This window comes from Spirulina major PCC 6313 (genome assembly GCF_001890765.1).
Taxonomy (GTDB): Bacteria; Cyanobacteriota; Cyanobacteriia; order Cyanobacteriales; family Spirulinaceae; genus Spirulina; species Spirulina major.
On sequence record NZ_KV878783.1, the window covers coordinates 3,386,119 to 3,402,601 of the forward strand.

General features: G+C 54.6%; 18 protein-coding genes. 7 read left to right on the top strand and 11 right to left on the bottom strand.

The window, feature by feature from the left end:
• The first annotated feature begins 10 nt into the window (after nt 1–10).
• Nucleotides 11–1,104 (top strand): ISKra4 family transposase gene (locus SPI6313_RS14905; protein ID WP_139276657.1). Its coding sequence is split into 2 segments (ribosomal slippage): nt 11–176 and nt 176–1,104, totalling 1,095 coding nucleotides; the frame shifts between segments, so codons are not numbered across the junction.
• A 10-nt stretch (nt 1,105–1,114) separates the two neighbouring features.
• Here the strand turns inward: SPI6313_RS14905 and SPI6313_RS14910 are convergent.
• Nucleotides 1,115–1,678, bottom strand: a complete 564-nt coding sequence (locus tag SPI6313_RS14910) for a sulfotransferase family 2 domain-containing protein (RefSeq protein ID WP_072621715.1) — start codon at nt 1,676–1,678, stop codon at nt 1,115–1,117.
• A 534-nt stretch (nt 1,679–2,212) separates the two neighbouring features.
• Between SPI6313_RS14910 and SPI6313_RS25405 the strand changes: the two genes are divergently transcribed.
• Nucleotides 2,213–2,359, top strand: coding sequence for a hypothetical protein (locus SPI6313_RS25405; RefSeq protein ID WP_084669049.1), 147 nt, complete (start codon nt 2,213–2,215; stop codon nt 2,357–2,359).
• 225 nt (nt 2,360–2,584) lie between these two features.
• On the opposite strand, the gene SPI6313_RS24800 is transcribed toward SPI6313_RS25405, so the two are convergent.
• On the bottom strand, nt 2,585–2,707 hold the full coding sequence (locus SPI6313_RS24800) for a hypothetical protein (RefSeq protein WP_281248410.1): 123 nt from the start codon (nt 2,705–2,707) through the stop codon (nt 2,585–2,587).
• 200 nt (nt 2,708–2,907) lie between these two features.
• On the opposite strand from SPI6313_RS24800, the gene SPI6313_RS14915 reads away from it, so the two are divergent.
• A complete protein-coding gene (locus SPI6313_RS14915; RefSeq protein WP_072621716.1) occupies nt 2,908–3,474 on the top strand; it encodes a manganese efflux pump MntP in 567 nt (188 codons plus the stop codon).
• A gap of 24 nt (nt 3,475–3,498) precedes the next feature.
• Here SPI6313_RS14915 and SPI6313_RS14920 read toward each other — a convergent pair whose 3' ends face one another.
• A complete protein-coding gene (locus SPI6313_RS14920; protein ID WP_072621717.1) occupies nt 3,499–5,544 on the bottom strand; it encodes a thioredoxin domain-containing protein in 2,046 nt (681 codons plus the stop codon).
• Nucleotides 5,545–5,606: 62 nt separating this feature from the next.
• Complete coding sequence (locus SPI6313_RS14925) at nt 5,607–6,536, bottom strand: CHAD domain-containing protein (RefSeq protein ID WP_072621718.1); 930 nt, start codon at nt 6,534–6,536, stop codon at nt 5,607–5,609.
• A gap of 185 nt (nt 6,537–6,721) precedes the next feature.
• Here SPI6313_RS14925 and speD point away from each other — a divergent pair, with 185 nt between their 5' ends.
• Nucleotides 6,722–7,117 carry an adenosylmethionine decarboxylase gene (speD, locus tag SPI6313_RS14930; protein ID WP_072621719.1) on the top strand — a complete coding sequence of 132 codons (396 nt, stop codon included), beginning with the start codon at nt 6,722–6,724 and terminating at the stop codon, nt 7,115–7,117.
• Nucleotides 7,118–7,251: 134 nt separating this feature from the next.
• On the opposite strand, the gene SPI6313_RS14935 is transcribed toward speD, so the two are convergent.
• The 7 genes from SPI6313_RS14935 to SPI6313_RS23610 form a co-directional block, all read right to left on the bottom strand.
• On the bottom strand, nt 7,252–7,902 hold the full coding sequence (locus SPI6313_RS14935; protein ID WP_072621720.1) for a hypothetical protein: 651 nt from the start codon (nt 7,900–7,902) through the stop codon (nt 7,252–7,254).
• Nucleotides 7,903–8,036: 134 nt separating this feature from the next.
• Complete coding sequence (locus SPI6313_RS14940; protein WP_072621721.1) at nt 8,037–8,771, bottom strand: CorA family divalent cation transporter; 735 nt, start codon at nt 8,769–8,771, stop codon at nt 8,037–8,039.
• A gap of 104 nt (nt 8,772–8,875) precedes the next feature.
• Nucleotides 8,876–9,871 (bottom strand): type I glyceraldehyde-3-phosphate dehydrogenase, encoded by a 996-nt coding sequence (gap, locus tag SPI6313_RS14945; protein ID WP_072621722.1) that lies wholly within the window; start codon nt 9,869–9,871, stop codon nt 8,876–8,878.
• Nucleotides 9,872–10,066: 195 nt separating this feature from the next.
• Nucleotides 10,067–10,939, bottom strand: a complete 873-nt coding sequence (gene fabD, locus SPI6313_RS14950) for an ACP S-malonyltransferase (RefSeq protein ID WP_072621723.1) — start codon at nt 10,937–10,939, stop codon at nt 10,067–10,069.
• Nucleotides 10,940–11,098: 159 nt separating this feature from the next.
• Entirely contained in the window at nt 11,099–12,100 is a 1,002-nt protein-coding gene (locus tag SPI6313_RS14955; RefSeq protein ID WP_072621724.1) for a beta-ketoacyl-ACP synthase III, read from the bottom strand.
• A gap of 68 nt (nt 12,101–12,168) precedes the next feature.
• Nucleotides 12,169–13,215: a phosphate acyltransferase PlsX gene (gene plsX / locus SPI6313_RS14960; RefSeq protein WP_072621725.1), complete on the bottom strand. Its 1,047-nt coding sequence runs from the start codon at nt 13,213–13,215 to the stop codon at nt 12,169–12,171.
• A complete protein-coding gene (locus SPI6313_RS23610) occupies nt 13,212–13,385 on the bottom strand; it encodes a hypothetical protein (protein WP_175551154.1) in 174 nt (57 codons plus the stop codon). Before SPI6313_RS23610 ends, plsX begins: the two co-directional genes overlap by 4 nt.
• 62 nt (nt 13,386–13,447) lie before the next feature.
• Between SPI6313_RS23610 and SPI6313_RS14965 the strand changes: the two genes are divergently transcribed.
• The 3 genes from SPI6313_RS14965 to SPI6313_RS23615 all read left to right on the top strand — a co-directional run bounded on the left by SPI6313_RS14965 (nt 13,448) and on the right by SPI6313_RS23615 (nt 16,143).
• Nucleotides 13,448–14,755, top strand: a complete 1,308-nt coding sequence (locus SPI6313_RS14965; protein WP_084669050.1) for a D-alanyl-D-alanine carboxypeptidase — start codon at nt 13,448–13,450, stop codon at nt 14,753–14,755.
• A 109-nt stretch (nt 14,756–14,864) separates the two neighbouring features.
• The gene (grpE, locus tag SPI6313_RS14970; protein ID WP_217650622.1) at nt 14,865–15,824 is read left to right on the top strand and encodes a nucleotide exchange factor GrpE; all 960 of its coding nucleotides are present in this window, start codon (nt 14,865–14,867) and stop codon (nt 15,822–15,824) included.
• A gap of 4 nt (nt 15,825–15,828) precedes the next feature.
• On the top strand, nt 15,829–16,143 hold the full coding sequence (locus SPI6313_RS23615) for a hypothetical protein (RefSeq protein WP_072621727.1): 315 nt from the start codon (nt 15,829–15,831) through the stop codon (nt 16,141–16,143).
• Nucleotides 16,144–16,483 lie beyond the last annotated feature (340 nt).

Sequence of the window (16,483 nt, forward strand, 5' to 3'; positions counted from 1 at the left end):
CCTGATTCAGATGACCCCAGAACAAAAGCGCCAACTCAAAGCCCACACCGATGCCATCGCTGCTATCCTGCTCGCTGATGCCAAGGCCAAATGCCCCGAACGCCTAGAAACCCTCGAAGGCATCGAACTGACCGTCCGCCAGCAGATTCAAGCACACGTCAGTCCTCAAGTCGGTATTTTTTTATCGTCGATGGCAGCGGCACCACAGCCGGAAAATCCCGCACCTTAACCAGTATCCTAGGGGATTTGGTTTTGACGGCAAATCAAGCGAGCTACTACCAAGTCAAAGCCTACAGCCGTTGGAGTCCTGGCTTTGAGCGCTGTTGCCTGCTCCTTAGTGGTGCTCAGTCTTACCAACGCGCCGCAGCAGATGTCGAGATCTTGACTGGACTGAAGATGTCTCGCAGCACCCATCAACGCCTAGTTCAGCGTCAAGATTTCCCTGACCTTGAGGTGAGTGAACCCAGTGAACCGGTCGAAGAGATGAGCCTTGATGGGGGCAAGGTTCGCTTGCGCACCCCCGAAGGAGAAGCCAGTGAATGGCGGGATTACAAAGCTGTGAATCTCCATGGGCATGGGGTTGCCGCCTTCTTCGGGCAGAATGAGGATTTAGTGGCTTGGCTCCAAACTCAACTCATGGCAAGCCTAGTGGTTTGCCTGGGCGATGGTCATCCTGGGATTTGGAATCTATTTGCCCAAATTGGAGCGCAGCAGAACCGACTGGAAATTCTCGACTGGTATCACTTGATGGAGAACTTAGAGAAGGTTGGGGGTTCAGCGGCTCGTTTATCCCGAGTCAGAGGCCATTTATGGCGAGGAGATGTTGAGCAGGCGTTGGCTGAGTTTGATGATTGGCAGCATCCACGAGTGGATAATTTCAGGGTCTATCTCAAGCGTCATTGCCACCGGATCGTCAATTACGACTACTACCAGTGCGAGGGGATCTCCATCGGGTCTGGGGCGGTTGAATCCACGGTGAAGCAGTTCTCAGGACGGTTGAAGCTGCCGGGAGCGCAATGGAAGCGGGAGAATGTGCCCCAGGTGTTGAAGCACCGCAGTGCCTATCTCAATGGAGAGTTCTCTAGGATGCCGTGGCTGGCATGAGTATATCTACTCATCGCCAAATTGAGATGCACCCATATTTAGGGTTATGAAACGAACTACAGTGATGAATGGCATTCCCTATCGTGTGAATAAATTGCTCCGTGGGAATGTCTTCTGTCACGATATGATGATGCACATCAGACCATTGCAAAAACTCCACAAAATCATCAAAGGTGGGAAAGAGTGATTTCCAAATTTCAGTTTTAATAAACATGCGATAGGCTGACACAATCCGAGCGTAGGGATTCCGAACAAATGTGAATTTATAGGCCTGCCGTTGAATATCCTGGGGGATAGCTTCCCATCCCGTGCGGGCCGGAAAGTTGCCCGGCCGAGCCGCACAGGAAATCACTTCGGGAATGGCTTCAAAGGTATGAATCAGAGATGTCCCCGCACATTTATGAATGTGCATAAAAATCCCTCGGATACGGGATCGATTTTGAGCAATCACTTCACTGCCAAGGGGAGGTAATTCTGGCTCTGGTGACCATGATTTGACGACGGCGCTGAGATTTCGAGAGAGGATCGGGGGGGTGATTTCTTTGAGGATGGCTTTATAGTGCTGGAGTGGCATGGTGAATGATAGATCTCGTGTTCAAGGCTAGATACAGAACTGAGTCGTTAATCTAAGCTGGGTCAGGAACGTGGACTCCTTGCCCGAAAACATTTACGCATTTTAACGTAAATGCTTTGTGATATTTCTGACCGTTACCACTGAGCACAGGGAGGTAGTTAGGGCAGTGAGCGAGAAGCTCGCGCTACAGAGAATTACCGCAATGGTAGTAGTTAGGGCAGCGAGCTAGAAGCTCGCACTACAGAGAATTACCGCAATGGTAGTAGTTAGGGCAGCGAGCGAGAAGCTCGCGCTACAGAGAATTACCGCAATGGTAGTAGTTAGGGCAGTGAGCGAGAAGCTCGCGCTACAGAGAATTACCGCAATGGTAGTAGTTAGGGCAGCGAGCTAGAAGCTCGCACTACAGAGAATTACCGCAATGGTAGTAGTTAGGGCAGTGAGCGAGAAGCTCGCACTACAGAGAATTACCGCAATGGTAGTAGTTAGGGCAGCGAGCTAGAAGCTCGCACTACAGAGAATTACCGCAATGGTAGTGTGAGCCTCTGGCTCACTCATGCCAGATGTCAGATTCATGCCAGATGTCAGATTCACGCCAGATGTCAGATTCACGCCAGATGTCAGATTCATGCCAGATCTCAGATTCACGCCAGATGTCAGATTCATGCCAGATTAGCAATTTAGGTTATGTCTAGTCTGAGTACAGGACAAACGTTGAAATGTACGGCGGCATCTTGATTTTGATGGGGTGGGAGCATCCTGCTCCCTATTTTGTCTGATCCCAGCGGGCAAGATGCCCGCACTACAACAGACTATGGATTTTTAGGGAGCGTGTTGAGTTTTGCTATTGTTCCACCCAACTACGAAATCATCAGGGTTTCAGCCAAAGCCTGATTGTTTGTCCTGTACTCAGATGTCTAGTAGCCGTTTTAGAAGAAGGGGCGAGAGGATGAGGGCGATCGCGCTGCCTTGATGGTGGCGGTGGATCACCTCATGTTCTGTGGAAAACGGATCGTCACGATCGCGCCACATTTGAATTTTTCAAAATGAAAAAATTATGAAAATACAGCGCATTGATCTGGCTTAAAGATGAAAGAAATATGAAAGATAGAGACCACTGATTACCCATTTTTTCAAAATGAAAAGAATATGAAAAAGAAAGGCAATTCCAATCATTAGAATTCGATATAATTTGAGGCAAGTTCATAATTCTTAAGTGTTGAATTAATTGCATGGAAGTCCTAACATTGTCACTCCTTGGGGTGGGTCTTGCTGCTGATGCGTTTACCGTTTCCGTCACCAGTGGCTTACTAATTCAGCGGATTAAACTGAACAAAGCTTTAAAAATTGCGTTGTTTTTTGGTGGCTTTCAAGCCCTGATGCCAATTTTAGGCTGGCTGATTGGGCTGAGTTTCCGGGAGTGGATTGTTGAAATTGACCATTGGGTTGTGTTTGGGGTCTTAGGCTATATTGGCGGCAAGATGATTTATGAAGCGGTGTGGGGTGACGATGAAACTGTGGCTTTTAATCCGCTGGAATTCTATACATTGCTAGGATTAGCGATCGCCACCAGTATCGACGCTCTCGCCACGGGTTTAGGGCTGGCCGTGATTCACACATCTATTTTTATGGCCGCCGCGTTAATCGGGATAATCACCTTTACCCTGTCGTTGATTGGTGTCTTTTTAGGCCATAAACTCGGAGATATTTTAAGCACGAAAGCGGATATTGTCGGGGGGGTAATTTTAATTGCCATTGGAGCGCGAATTCTGTGGGAGCATTTGGGACTGATCGCCTAGATCAGTCCCAAAGGGTGCGGCAATTTAGCCGGGGATGCCGTGACATTGGCGGAGTTGGCGGTTGAGCGCGTCCGGGGTGATGGAGGCGGGGAGACAGGTGAAGCCTTTGCACACCAGGGCGATCGCTTCTTCAGGCAATTCCGTATCAAGGCGATACAGGGCCACGGGCCAAAATTGGCGATTGAGATCGTGGAGTTGCTCAGGGCGCGATCGCACCGTCGTCCCATAAAGCCACCAATCCAACGCCCCGAACAAACTCGGACAGGCTGACGGCATCTCCTGAAGCACACCACTGAATGCTAAAAGTCCCTGCTCGGCTCGGTCTAGGTAGCGTGTCTCTTCGGTTAACACGGCCAACCGCACCAAGTTCGCCAACGCCACCCCATTGGCCGCCGGGGTGGCGTTGTCGATGTAGCTCCGTTCGCGAATGATCAAATCCTGATCAGCCCCGACGGCGTTAAAATAGCCCCCACTTTCTTCGCACCAGAGGGCGCGATCGAACTCAGCTTGCAGTGCGATCGCCGCCGTTTTCCAGTCTTCCTCTTGGCGCACTTGGTAGAGATCCAACAGGGCTTTAATCGTCAGGGCATAGTCTTCCGCTTGGGCAGGAACCGAAGCAACGCCGTGGTAATTCAAGCGGTAAAACTGTCCATCGAGCCATTGCGATCGCACCAAAAACCCCATCGCCTCAATGGCCAATAACCACGCCTGCTCATCCTCAAACACCGCCGCCACCCGCGCCAACCCGGAAATCATCAAGCTATTCCAGGCCGCGATCATCTTCGTATCGGTGACGGCGGGGATGCGTCCCGGCCAGGGGTGGGTTTTAGCGGCGTGGTTATCCGCAGCCGGGGGGAAGGTGGTGACCTGTTCCGGCGTGGCTCCGTAGCGGACGGTGAAGAGTTTCGTTAACGCGGCTTCAACGCTGGGGGAGAGTTCGCCGCCGTCGAGGCGTTGGAGGACGTTGAAACCTTCAAAATTTCCGGCCGGGGTGATGGTAAATTGGGCGGCGAGGCTGGTTAACTCTTCAGCGGTGAGAATCTGCTCAAGGTCAGCGTAAGACCAGACATAAAACGCCCCTTCTTCCGGTTCGGCATCGTCGGGGGTGCGGAAACTGTCGGCATCTTGGGCGGCGTAAAAGTAACCTGCGGGGGCGGTCATTTCGCGGGCGAGCCAGGCGATCGCCCCTTGGATGGCGCGGTGATAGGCGGGGTCTTGATGACCACTGCTCCAGAGGTTGGCGAGGTATTCGAGGATCTGCCCGTTGTCGTAGAGCATTTTTTCAAAGTGGGGCACTGTCCAAGTGGCATCGACGGTGTAGCGATGGAAGCCGCCCGCAACGTGATCACAAATACCACCCAGGGCGATCGCATTGCCGCGATGTTGGGCAGCGGCGATCGCGTCCCCTTGGCCCGCCAAGCGGCTCCCACTGGCCACCACCGCAGCATAGGGAATCATCGGAAAACTGGGCGTGCCGGGGGGGCTGTTTTGGAGGATGCGGGTGCAGGTGGTGATGCCGTGGTGGAGGAGTTCGGGGGTAAGGGGGGTGTCGGTGGTGGGGAGAAGGGTGGATTTTTTGAGGGCGCTATAGATGCGGCCGGTGACGGTACTAAGTTTCTCTTTGTCGTCACGATAAAAGGCAAGCAGGGCATGGAGTAGATCGAAAAAAGCGGGGCGACCGTAGCGGGCTTCGACGGGAAAATACGTGCCGCCGTAGAAGGGAATGCGATCGCTCGGTGTCAGCCAAATATTCAAGGGCCAACCGCCTTGGCCGGTCATCATCTGGAGGGCTTGCATATAGATGCTGTCAATGTCCGGGCGTTCTTCGCGATCGACTTTAATCGGCAGAAAGTTTTCATTCATCAAGGCAGCGATCGCCCCATCCGAAAACGCCTCCCCTTCCATGACCGTACACCAGTGACAACTGGAATACCCAATCGAAAGAAAGATCGGCTTATCCTCTTGCCTGGCCTTGGTTAACGCCTCCTCACACCAGGGCCACCAATCAATCGGATTATCAGCATGTTTGCGGAGATAGAGGCTTTGACTATGGGCAAGGCGATTAGACATCAGAACTTTAAAGAAAATTTACATTGGATGGTTCCGTGTTGCTGAGTGTATCGCATCTGTCCTTAGTCCCGTTCAGCCTCAGCCGGGAGAGGATGGGCGAGGGTGTGGCGCAGGGCTTGGCGGTGTTCTGGATGGGTGTAGAAGGATTGGAGACCTGACCAAGTGGAAAGGGCCGCGGTGCGATCGCGCTCCAACTGTGCCATCACCTCCGGTAAATCCCGGCGGCAATGTTTCACCTCAGCGGTTAAAAATGCCTCCAACACAAACCCATCTTGGAGATTACCCAGCACCGATTGAATCGCTTTGATCCGTTTGAGGTGAGTGGTGTAGTCTTCGCCGTAGAGGGGCTGAAAGAGTTCGAGTTGATAGCGCGTTTCCTTAGCCTGTTTGCGCAGATCGTGGAGTTGTTCCACTTCGGCGAGGGCTTGTTCTAGGGGTAAAAAGAAACCCGGATGGATTAAAAAATGACTCACTTGGGGCGCAAGTAAATCCGCCACCATGCCATTGATCGGCTGGGAGGCCAGGGGGGAATAGGTGGGATGGTCTAACCAAGTTTGGAGGGCTTTGCAGAGGTTTTGGTATTTGCCAGGGCGGGTTAGAGTGTGGCGCACGGTTTTGAACTGTTTGCGGTGATGGTGGCGGGTGGTTTTGGCGATCGCTTTTAACACCGCCTGCTCTGCGGGGGAACTCTCGCGAGCATAGCGGAGGAGAATCTCATTGAGCACATCTAGATCCCGTAACCGACCTAACACCCGCGCCACCTTGCTTACTGTGCGCCGCTGCACAATCTTCGGCAACTGCACCACAGGCGCGAACCCCGCCAAGGCCGATCGCAGCCGTCGCATTCCCACCCGCATCTGATGCACCGCTTCGGGATCTTTGTCTGTGATGACACCGGCTTCATGGCTGCGAATCTTGGTGCAATGGGTTGCGATCGCGCCGTAGGCCCAATCTCCCACGGTTTGGGCTGGGGTTGAGGTTGAATCATGCATGAATTATCGTCCTGTTCCATGGCAGACTATGCACCTCATCCTAACGATGAACTCGACCTCATTTCTCACAGCCAAGGCTTTTGCGTTTTTCTGCCCGCTTGCCCCTGTGACCATTCCGCCAGATCACCTGTTTTCGCCTTAAAATAGAAGCTTGAACACACTCTATGGAGTATAAATTGGGAAGAATGAAAAAAGTGGGTACTCATCTGGTTCTCGAAGCCTGGCAAGCGCCGGAATCACTGCTCAATGATCCTGACTGTATTCGTGGTGCATTGCTTGATGCGATCGCGGCAGGTGAGGCAACGTTGATCGATCTTTGTGTACACCAGTTTAGTCCCCACGGCGTAACCGCAACGGCCACCCTGGCCGAATCTCACATCGCGATTCACACTTGGCCAGAATATGGCTACTTTGCGGCTGACTTTTTCTTCTGTGGACAGGGTAAACCGACCCAGGCCGCAGACGTGTTACGCACTGCCATGCAGGCCCAAAAGGTCAGCATCCAAGAAATTGAACGAGGGTTTCCCACAGCATTATCCCAAGCTGACGCATCCTTGCAACCCCTCCAACTCAGCCACTAACGCCCCATCCTCGGCATCACAATCCCCATTGCTGCGGTCATTGTGAGTCCGACCCAGACCGAGACAAGGCGTGATGAGGGGGTGTCTTTCCTCATTTTTTGCAGAATCATGGATGTTATCGATCACGAGCCAGATTAGCGATCGCACCTCACCACCTCATCGCTCACCTCGCCCCCCAATTCCCGCACCAATTTCGGCAGATCCTCTTTTAAAAAGACGGTGACTTGACCGCTGTAGTTGATCCCTGTTTCCGTCTGCGCCATATCGAGCCAAAAGGCATAGCGATCGCCCAATCGCACCTCCCCATAATTGCCCTCCACCCCTGGCAACCCCAGCCGCCGCGCCGTATCAATCACCTCCGCCCGTGGGTAGGCGTAGATCAACGCCCCTTGGTGATAGTCCTGATACACATCCAAGCCGTAGATCATCCGTAACCCCAACTCCAGACGCTCCACCGGCACACCATTAACAAAATCCCGCAACACAAACGCCTCGGAACGAATCCGACCCCGGCGCGTGGGCGTGGCACAACTCCCCCGCGAGGCCACCCCCGATCGCCGTCCAGGGGGAAAAATCGACGCGGCAAACTCAAAGGTTTGCGACCCGCCATTGCTACGCCGCACCGACAGCCCATCCCCGATGGAGCCTTGTAAGGCCCCATTGCCCAGAATCCAGGCCGCGACGATTTCTGTCGGTTGGCCAGGCAGAGCCGCGCTAGGTAGACCATGCAGGCCGAGGCTGAGACTAGCCGGGAGTAAAGCAAGGCAAAGGCGACGAATCAGCATAGGACGGGTGATGAAGCAGGGCGATCTAATTATAGGCGGGAGATTGCGATCGCATCATCCGAAGGAGCGGGCAGTGAGAGTCCAACTCAATGCATCCAGGCAACCCACTTGGGTTTAATTTTGCCCTGCTAGCCTCAGCGTTTTGAGCCGCCCTTCTGGACCCAATGACGCACCCCAATCCCCAGCATGATTCCTAGGATTAATACCAACCAAAACGCGAACCCCGGTACAGTTTCCCAGCCACTGATTAAATTCATGCCAAAGATGGACGCTAAAGCGGTGACGGGAAAAAATAGGGCGGCGATGATATTGAGGCGATCGCTCGCCCCCAACGCCGCCAAACTTAGCTCGGTTTGCTCCTCAGCCCGACGGGCAATGCTGTAATTCATCGCATTATTGGTACTTTCGTATAACAGGGCCAGACTGCGATTAATCTCATAGGCCCAATCCCGGAGATCGATTAGATCCGGATCATCGGGGATGCCTTCCCGTGCCGCCTGCAATGTGCTGTAAAGATTCTCACTGGCACGACGCAGGGGAACGATGGTTTCTAAGAGGTGAAAAAAGTCGGCGGCAGTTTGGGCCTGGGCATAGGCATCGCTCAGAGCGTTTTCCGCATTGCTGTAAGCCTGCAAATGCTTAATCAAAGGTTGTAATCCATAGTGACCCCCACTACTTTGCCAGTGGCCGGAGGGCGATCGCCAACAAAATACCGCTCGTCGCTCCGACTCCTGGGCTTGGGGTGCAGTATGGAGGACTAAGAGCAAATGCCCTGCGGCTACCATGGCCCGCTGTTTTCCGGCCCTGCGTTGGCCCAAGCGGTTTTTGATTGTCGTCGGTAAGGCCCAAGAACTAGGAAGTTTACTCATTTTGATTAATCAATTCTGGGGTGCGATCGCTCCTCAAAACCCCCCACAGCTTGACGAGTCGCGACAAGTTGTGGGGGGTTTCTGCTCCAGGAATGGCAGGGGAGTTATGCGCCGAGCACTCGCAGGGCTTCGCGCACCATTTGGTTGGTGTAGCCCCATTCATTGTCATACCAAGTCATGATTTTGACTAAGTTGCCATCCACCACTTGGGTCATGGCGAGGTCAATGATCGAGGCATGGGCATCGCCGATGATGTCAGCGGAGACAATGGGGTCGGCACTGGCGGCGAGAATGCCGTGGTACTTGCCGGCCACTTCTTCGGTAAAGATGGCGGTGAGTTCTTCAACGCTGGTATCCCGTGTCGTCACAAAGGTCAGATCCGAGAGAGAACCGACGGGGGTGGGCACGCGCACCGCTACACCGTCGAATTTACCAGCATAGTGGGGGAGGACTTTGGTGGTAGCGATCGCCGCTCCGGTACTCGCCGGAACGAGATTCACCGCCCCCGCCCGACCCCGACGGAAATCCTTAGGATCATGGCGATCCACAATGCTTTGGGTAGCGGTGTAGGCGTGAATCGTGGTCATGATCGCCTTGGCAACCCCAATCCGCCGTTCCATAATCTCTGCCACAGGGGCAATGCAGTTGGTGGTACAACTGGCGGTGGAAAACATCGTGGCATCGGCCGGCGCTTCCGTGACCCCATGCACCACCATCGGCACTTCGGGGCTTTTCGTCGGCGCGGAGAGAATCACCCGTTTCGCACCTGCATCGAGGTGCTTTTGCAGATCTTCCCCCTTGATAAAAAAGCCAGTGCATTCAAAAACCACATCAATATCCAATGATCCCCAGGGAATCTTTGCCGGGTCTCGTTCACTAAAAATTTTGACCTCGCGCCCGGCCACGGTGAGGCTGTTTTCTCCACTGCTCACGGTTTTGGCGTAGCGACCATAAACGGTGTCGTAGTTGAGCAGGTAGGCAAGGTTATCGGGGGGGACGAGATCGTTAATGGCGATCAATTCCAAGCTGGGGATGTCTTGGATAATTTTAAAGAGGGCACGACCAATTCGGCCGAGTCCATTGATTGCGACTCTTGCCATAGCGAAATATACTCCAGTGTTTCAACTGTTCTCCCTTTAGCTTGGGGGGAAAGGTTGGGGAAGGGGTGAAACTCTTGGATTTGTTTCAGATTTGAGGGGCAGAATCATGCAGAATAATCAAGATGAAATGATCATCCTGCATATTAGACGACATTTTGTAACTTGGATGACAGTCGAGGCACGGACTGGGGGAGCTTAGGGGAGGTTGGCGATCGCACTCACATTCACCCGATTGATCTCGCGATACTCCCGCTTAAACAAACCCGTCAATACATTACCGGGGCCAATTTCCACCACGGTTTCCACCTGTTTTTCCACCAACGCGGCCATGATTTCGCGCCACCGCACTGAGCCGGTCATTTGCTGACTGAGACGGGTTTTGAGGACATCGGCAGCGGTGGCGGGGGTGGGGTCTACGTTGGAAAAAACCGGAATTTGGGCCGTTTGGAAGGTCACTGCATCAAGGGCGGCTTGAAACTTGGCGGCGGCGGGGTTCATCAGGGGCGAATGGAACGCACCGGAAACGGCTAAGGGCACGGCTCGCTTACTTTTCACCGTGGCAGCGATCGCATCTACGGCCGCCGGAGTTCCGGAAATCACCACCTGGCCGGCACTATTGTCATTGGCTAGCACCACGTCCGGATTGGCTGCGATCGCCGCTTCGAGGGCCCCACGGTCAAAGCCCAGCATCGCGATCATCTTGCCCCCCTCCGTCGCTGCCATCAATTCCGCCCGCTGCTTCACCAACTGCAACCCACTGGCAAAATCAAACACCTGCGCCCCATAGAGGGCAACATATTCCCCCAAACTATGCCCCGCCACAAAATCCGCTGTGCCTCGTTCGCGCAGCGCATCGACGAGCAACGCCTCAACGGTATATAAACAGGGCTGGGTATAGCGTGTGTCGCTCAGTTTCGCCTCATCCGCGCAGGCATCGAGCACCGACCAGCCGAGAATTTCCTCAGCGGCGGCTAATTTTTCCTGGGCGGCGGGTTGGTGGGTGAGGTCTGCCACCATGCCGACTTTTTGTGACCCTTGGCCGGGGAAGATCCATGCTGTTGTTGTCATTGGTTTTGCTGTTAATTAGGGTTTGAATTAAAGTGAATTACAGTGAATTACAGTGAATTAAATAATACGAAAAATTCCCATTGCAATGGTATTCATGGTGTCATGAATGCTGAGGGTAACTGTTGATGTCAGGTGGATCAAGGGAGACTGAATCGGGATTCAACGACCCCATTCAAAAATCGCCGCGCCCCAACTGAGACCTGCGCCGAAGCCCGCGATCGCTACCACCTGCCCCGTTTGAATCTTGCCCGATCGCACCGCACCATCGAGGGCCAACGGAATCGAAGCCGCCGATGTGTTGCCGTACTCATGAATATTACTAATCACGCGATCGCTGCTCATTTTCATCCGTTGGGCCACCGCATCAATAATCCGCTGGTTGGCTTGATGGAGAATCAACCAATCAATGGCCGTTGCATCGAGTTCCGCCCGGAATAAAGCCTTAGAAATCACGTCGGGAACCTTCGCCACGGCAAACCGATAGATCTCGCGACCGTTCATCGTGATCGGTTGGTAGCCGCCCAAGTCAATGGAAAAATCCGGCGTGAGGGGGGTCGTTTTGCCACCAAAGCCGAGGTTTAGGGTGTGGTTGAGGCGGCCATCGCTACAGAGTTCAACCCCCCGGAGGCGATCGCGCTCCTCATCCGCCTGCATCACCACCGCCCCCGCCCCATCGCCAAAGAGCACACAGGTGGTGCGATCGGTCCAATCCACCCAGCGCGACAGGGCATCCGCCCCAATCACCACCACCGTCTGATACAGACCCGTGCGGATAAATTGTGCCGCCGTCACCATCCCAAACACAAACCCCGAACAAGCCGCCGTCAGGTCGAACGCCACCGCCCGCGTTGCCCCCAACTCCGATTGAATCTTGCCCGCACTACCAAACAGATCATCCGGGGTCGAAGTCGCCAACAAAATCAAATCCACCGATTCCGGTGCAACATCCGCCATCGCCAACGCCTGCGCCGCCGCCTGGGTTCCCAACTCACTCAACCCCTGACCCGGTGCCAAAATATGCCGCTCCCGCATCCCCGTCCGCGAATGAATCCATTCATCCGACGTTTCCACGATCGCACTCAATTGATCATTGGTGAGGATCGCGTCCGGTGCCGCCGCCCCACATCCCGTTATCGCAACCCCAACCCCGGCTTGTTTCAAAACTCGTTACCCTCCATCACAACACACTGACCCGATTCACCATCGCCGATCCTGAATCATCTCCAGCATTAGGACGACGGTGGCTCACTGCTCGCCACCTGCTCCAGCCGCTGACTGTAATAGTCATGAATGCGGGCGAGCACCTGATTACGAATCGCCTCCTTCGCCAAGCGAATCGCGTTAAACACCGACGGCGCTTCCGAACTACCGTGGCCAATAATGCACACCCCATTCACCCCCAGGAGCAAACCGCCCCCATGTTCAGCATGGTCGATGCGTTGACCCACCCGCCGCAAATTCGGCCGCAGAATCGCCGACCCAATTTGCCCCCGGATGCCGTAGGGTAATTCTTCTTTTAGGGTTTGGATCAACACCCCGCCGATCGCTTCGGCAAATTTCAACAACACATTCCCCACAAAACCATCACAGACAATCACATCAAATTGCCCCGACAGCACATCCCGTCCTTCGGCATTGCCCACAAAATTGATCGCCGTGTTGGCCGCGAGTAATTCATGGGCCCGTAGCGCCAATTCATTCCCCTTTGACGGTTCTTCACCAATATTGAGGAGGCCGATTTTCGGATTTTCCACCCCCAGGGCACATTGGCTATAGACCGACCCCATCAGGCCAAACTGTTCTAAATATTTCGGGCGAGAATCCACATTCGCGCCCACATCTAAGATAATGGCTGATTTTCCCGGTAATAACGTGGGGAAAATCGCCCCAATGGCAGGACGATCAATGCCTTTAATTCGGCCTAGACGCAGCAACGCCGCTGCCATCACTGCCCCCGAATGACCTGCAGAGAAGACCGCATCCGCCCGGTTTTGTTTCACCAAGTCCATCGCTACATTGATCGAGGCCTTGGGTTTCCGTCGAACCCCAGTGGCCTCGTCATGCATTGAAATTACGTCCTCTGCCGCCACAATCTCGATCCGATCCGATCCGCCATGGGCTGTCAAGCATGCTTGAATTTTTTCAGGATCGCCAACCAAAAGGATCTCGGCATCTAATTCTTCAGCAGCGCGGACAGCACCAGCCACAATTTCATCGGGGGCATGATCGCCGCCCATTGCGTCAACTGCAATTCTTTCCCGTGTCGATGATTTCATTGGTTGGGTGTGATAGAAACCGTAAAGATTTTACCAGATTCAGATCCGGTGAGGTGCATGATTTTGCCGAGAATGGGGAAGAAGGGGGTGCGATCGCCGTCGGAATTCACGACGGATCGCCGTTGGATTCCGGCGGATTCACGGGAGAATTTGTCCAGGGGAAGGGGCAAGATCTGTCTAGAATACAAGACGGTCTGTGATTTATCTGGTGTTGAATCTTAAGGAGTCGTTCATGGGTCGAGTGATGATGGGTCTGGGTAGTGTGGTGTTGGCATTAGGGGTGGGGATGGTGGCCTGCTCACGTCCATCGGATCAGATTACTCAGAGGTTGGCGTGGCAAGCGGCTCCGTTTTTTCAACCCCCGGCTGAACCCGATGGCGTGGCCGAGGACTTGATGGCGCAGTACCTCCAACGGTTGCGGCAGCGGGGCATCAGTGAGACGACCCAGGGGATTTATTTGCAATCGGGGCTGACCCGGTTGGCGGTGCATCAGGGCACAATACCCCAATCGGCGGCCTCGCTAACGAAAGTGGCGACGACCTTGGCGGCGGTGGAGGAGTGGGGCTTGGCCCATCGCTTTGCGACGACGGTGTATGGCACAGGTTCCGTGGAAAATGGGGTGTTACGGGGGGATTTGGTGGTGGAGGGGACGGGGAATCCGTTTTTTGTCTGGGAGGAGGCGATCGCCGTCGGGAATGCCCTCAATGCCCAAGGCATTCGCCAAGTGACAGGGAATCTGGTGATTGTCGGGCCGTTTTACATGAACTACAAAACCCAACCCGAACAGGCGGGGGAACTTTTCCGGGTGGCGTTGACCCCGTCCCAATGGCCCCAAGCTGCCCAAACGGAATACAACCGACTGCCCCCCGGTACGCCTAAACCTCAGGTGCAATGGCAGGGGTCGGTGGTGGTGGCATCAACCGTGCCTCCGGCGACGATGCTGCTGCGGCATCAGTCGGTGAATTTGGGGAATATCCTCAAGCAGATGAATATCTACAGTAATAATGTGATGGCCCAGGTGTTGGCGGAAGCAGCGGGGGGCGCAGCGGGGGTGGCGCGAATGGCGGCGGCGGCGGCGGGTGTGCCCCAGGACGAAATTCAATTGATCAATGGCTCCGGGTTGGGGACGGCGAATCGGATTTCGCCCCGCGCCACGGTGGCGATGTTGCAGCGATTGGAGCAGGATTTGGCGGCCCAGGGGGCGGGGATTGCGGATCTGTTTCCGGTGGCGGGGCGCGATCGCCAAGGGACGATGCAAGACCGGAATTTTCCGCCGGGGACGCTGATTAAGACGGGGACATTAAACAGCGTCAGTGCCTTGGCGGGGGTGTTACCAACGCGCGATCGCGGCTGGGTGTGGTTTGCGATCGTCAATAACAATGGGCCAACGGTGGAATTTCGGGCCCAACAGGATCGCTTCTTACAAGATCTCTCCCAAGCCTGGGGTACAGCCCCCCTCACGGCTCAAGCCGCTGGCATTGCCGATGAAGCCCTCGGCGATCCCCTGCGCATTCAAACCGGAGCCGCCCTCCAGCCCTAGAGACCTGTCTTCGCGCTCATGGACACGCTCGAAATTGTCCGAATGGGGTTAAGATTGGGGGGAAATTGACGCGCGATGTCCGAGCCGCAGTACCTTAAGCAGAATGTTGATGGTCGAAGAACCTAATCTCTTTTGGTTTGGCGTATTTCTCTGGGTGGGAGGAACAGCCTTTTTTTTGAGTTTGATCGGGGGAAAGTCCGCAACGGCCCCCGTCGTTGACTTGGACTGTCAGTATGAGTTTGATCCGCTGCTGAGCGATCGCCTCAAACAGGCCAATATCCTCAGTTGGGCCCTCCTCCAACGCAAAGCCGGTCTCACCCCCAAGCACCTGCGCCAGTTGCGCCAAGGTAGTCTCGATCTGCTCAGTTTTACAGAACTGAATCGCTTGGCCCGTACCCTGAATTGGACCCTAGAAGAATTGCTCCAGGCCTACGGGGTGACGTTCCCCTCCTTGGGCAGTGCATTCCAAGAAGTGGCCAAACTCCACAGTCAAGGGCAGCAACTCTATAACGAAAAAACTGAACTCCAAGAGCAACTGACCCGCGCCCAAGCCGGCCTCACGGTGACCACCAATGATCTGGTCGCGGCCCAAGAGCGGATTCAGTTGCTCGAAACGGAGCTTGAACGCCGAGAACATCACTGGCAAACCACCCTCGAAGATGCCAATAATCAGGTGCTGCAACTCCAACAACAATGCCGCCGCCTCCGCACCGAAGTCCAGCAACAACGGGATCAACTGACAGTGGAGTTTCAGTATCAAATGTTCGAGGTGTTGCAGACGTTGCTGATGAATTTCCCAACGGCGACGGTGATGGCGGAAGCCAAACCCACGTTACCAGCGCGGAATGTGGTGGCGCTGTTCTCACCGTTGCGATCGCTCCTCCAACAGTGGGGCTATCAAGCGATCGGCGAGGCCTGGGGGCAAGTGTTTTATGACCCGCAATTGCACCAGCCCGACAGCCCCGATATTCGGGAAGGGGAATTGGTCTATGTCCGTTTCGTGGGCTATCGAGACGGCGATCGCATCCTCTGCCCCGCGAAAGTGAGCCGCACCCTCCCTCGCACCTAGTCCCATGACCCGCAACCCCTGGCACCATCACCTCATCAGCTTCCTGTGTCTTATCGTGCTGGGGTGGTTTGGGGTGCAGTTACCGGCCTTCGCCGCCACCTGTCGCCCATGGCAGGGTCACGAAATCTGTATTCTCCGCCTCAAACGGAGCGCGAAATATTACTGGGAATATCGCGCTCAGATCAGCATCGACGGTAACCAGCAACCCCCCACCCGCTACAATTGCCGCGATCGCACCCAAACCCCCAAGGGTCAACCCACCACATCGTTTACTGCCGAGAGCGCGGGCGCGTTCGTCTGCCACCTGATGCAACGATAATCTTGCCAGACCTGAGATCATCGCAGGGCAGGGGAGCCGTGAGCCAGAGGCTCACAATACTAAGGGAGTGCGCTTGTGTCGTGCGAGCTAGAAGCTCGCGACTCTGAATTTCAGCACCAAGAGAGTGGGAGCTTCTAGCTCGCTACTACAAACAGAAAAAGGAAGCAGTAAGCCAGAGGCTCACACTACAAAAAAACGTTCTCTTGTGTAGTGGGAGCTTCTAGCTCGCTACTACAAACAGAAAAAGGAAGCAGTGAGCCAGAGGCTCACACTACAAAAAAACGTTCTCTTGTGTAGTGCGAGCTTCTAGCTCGCTACCTTTGTTCTAGCTCGCTACCTT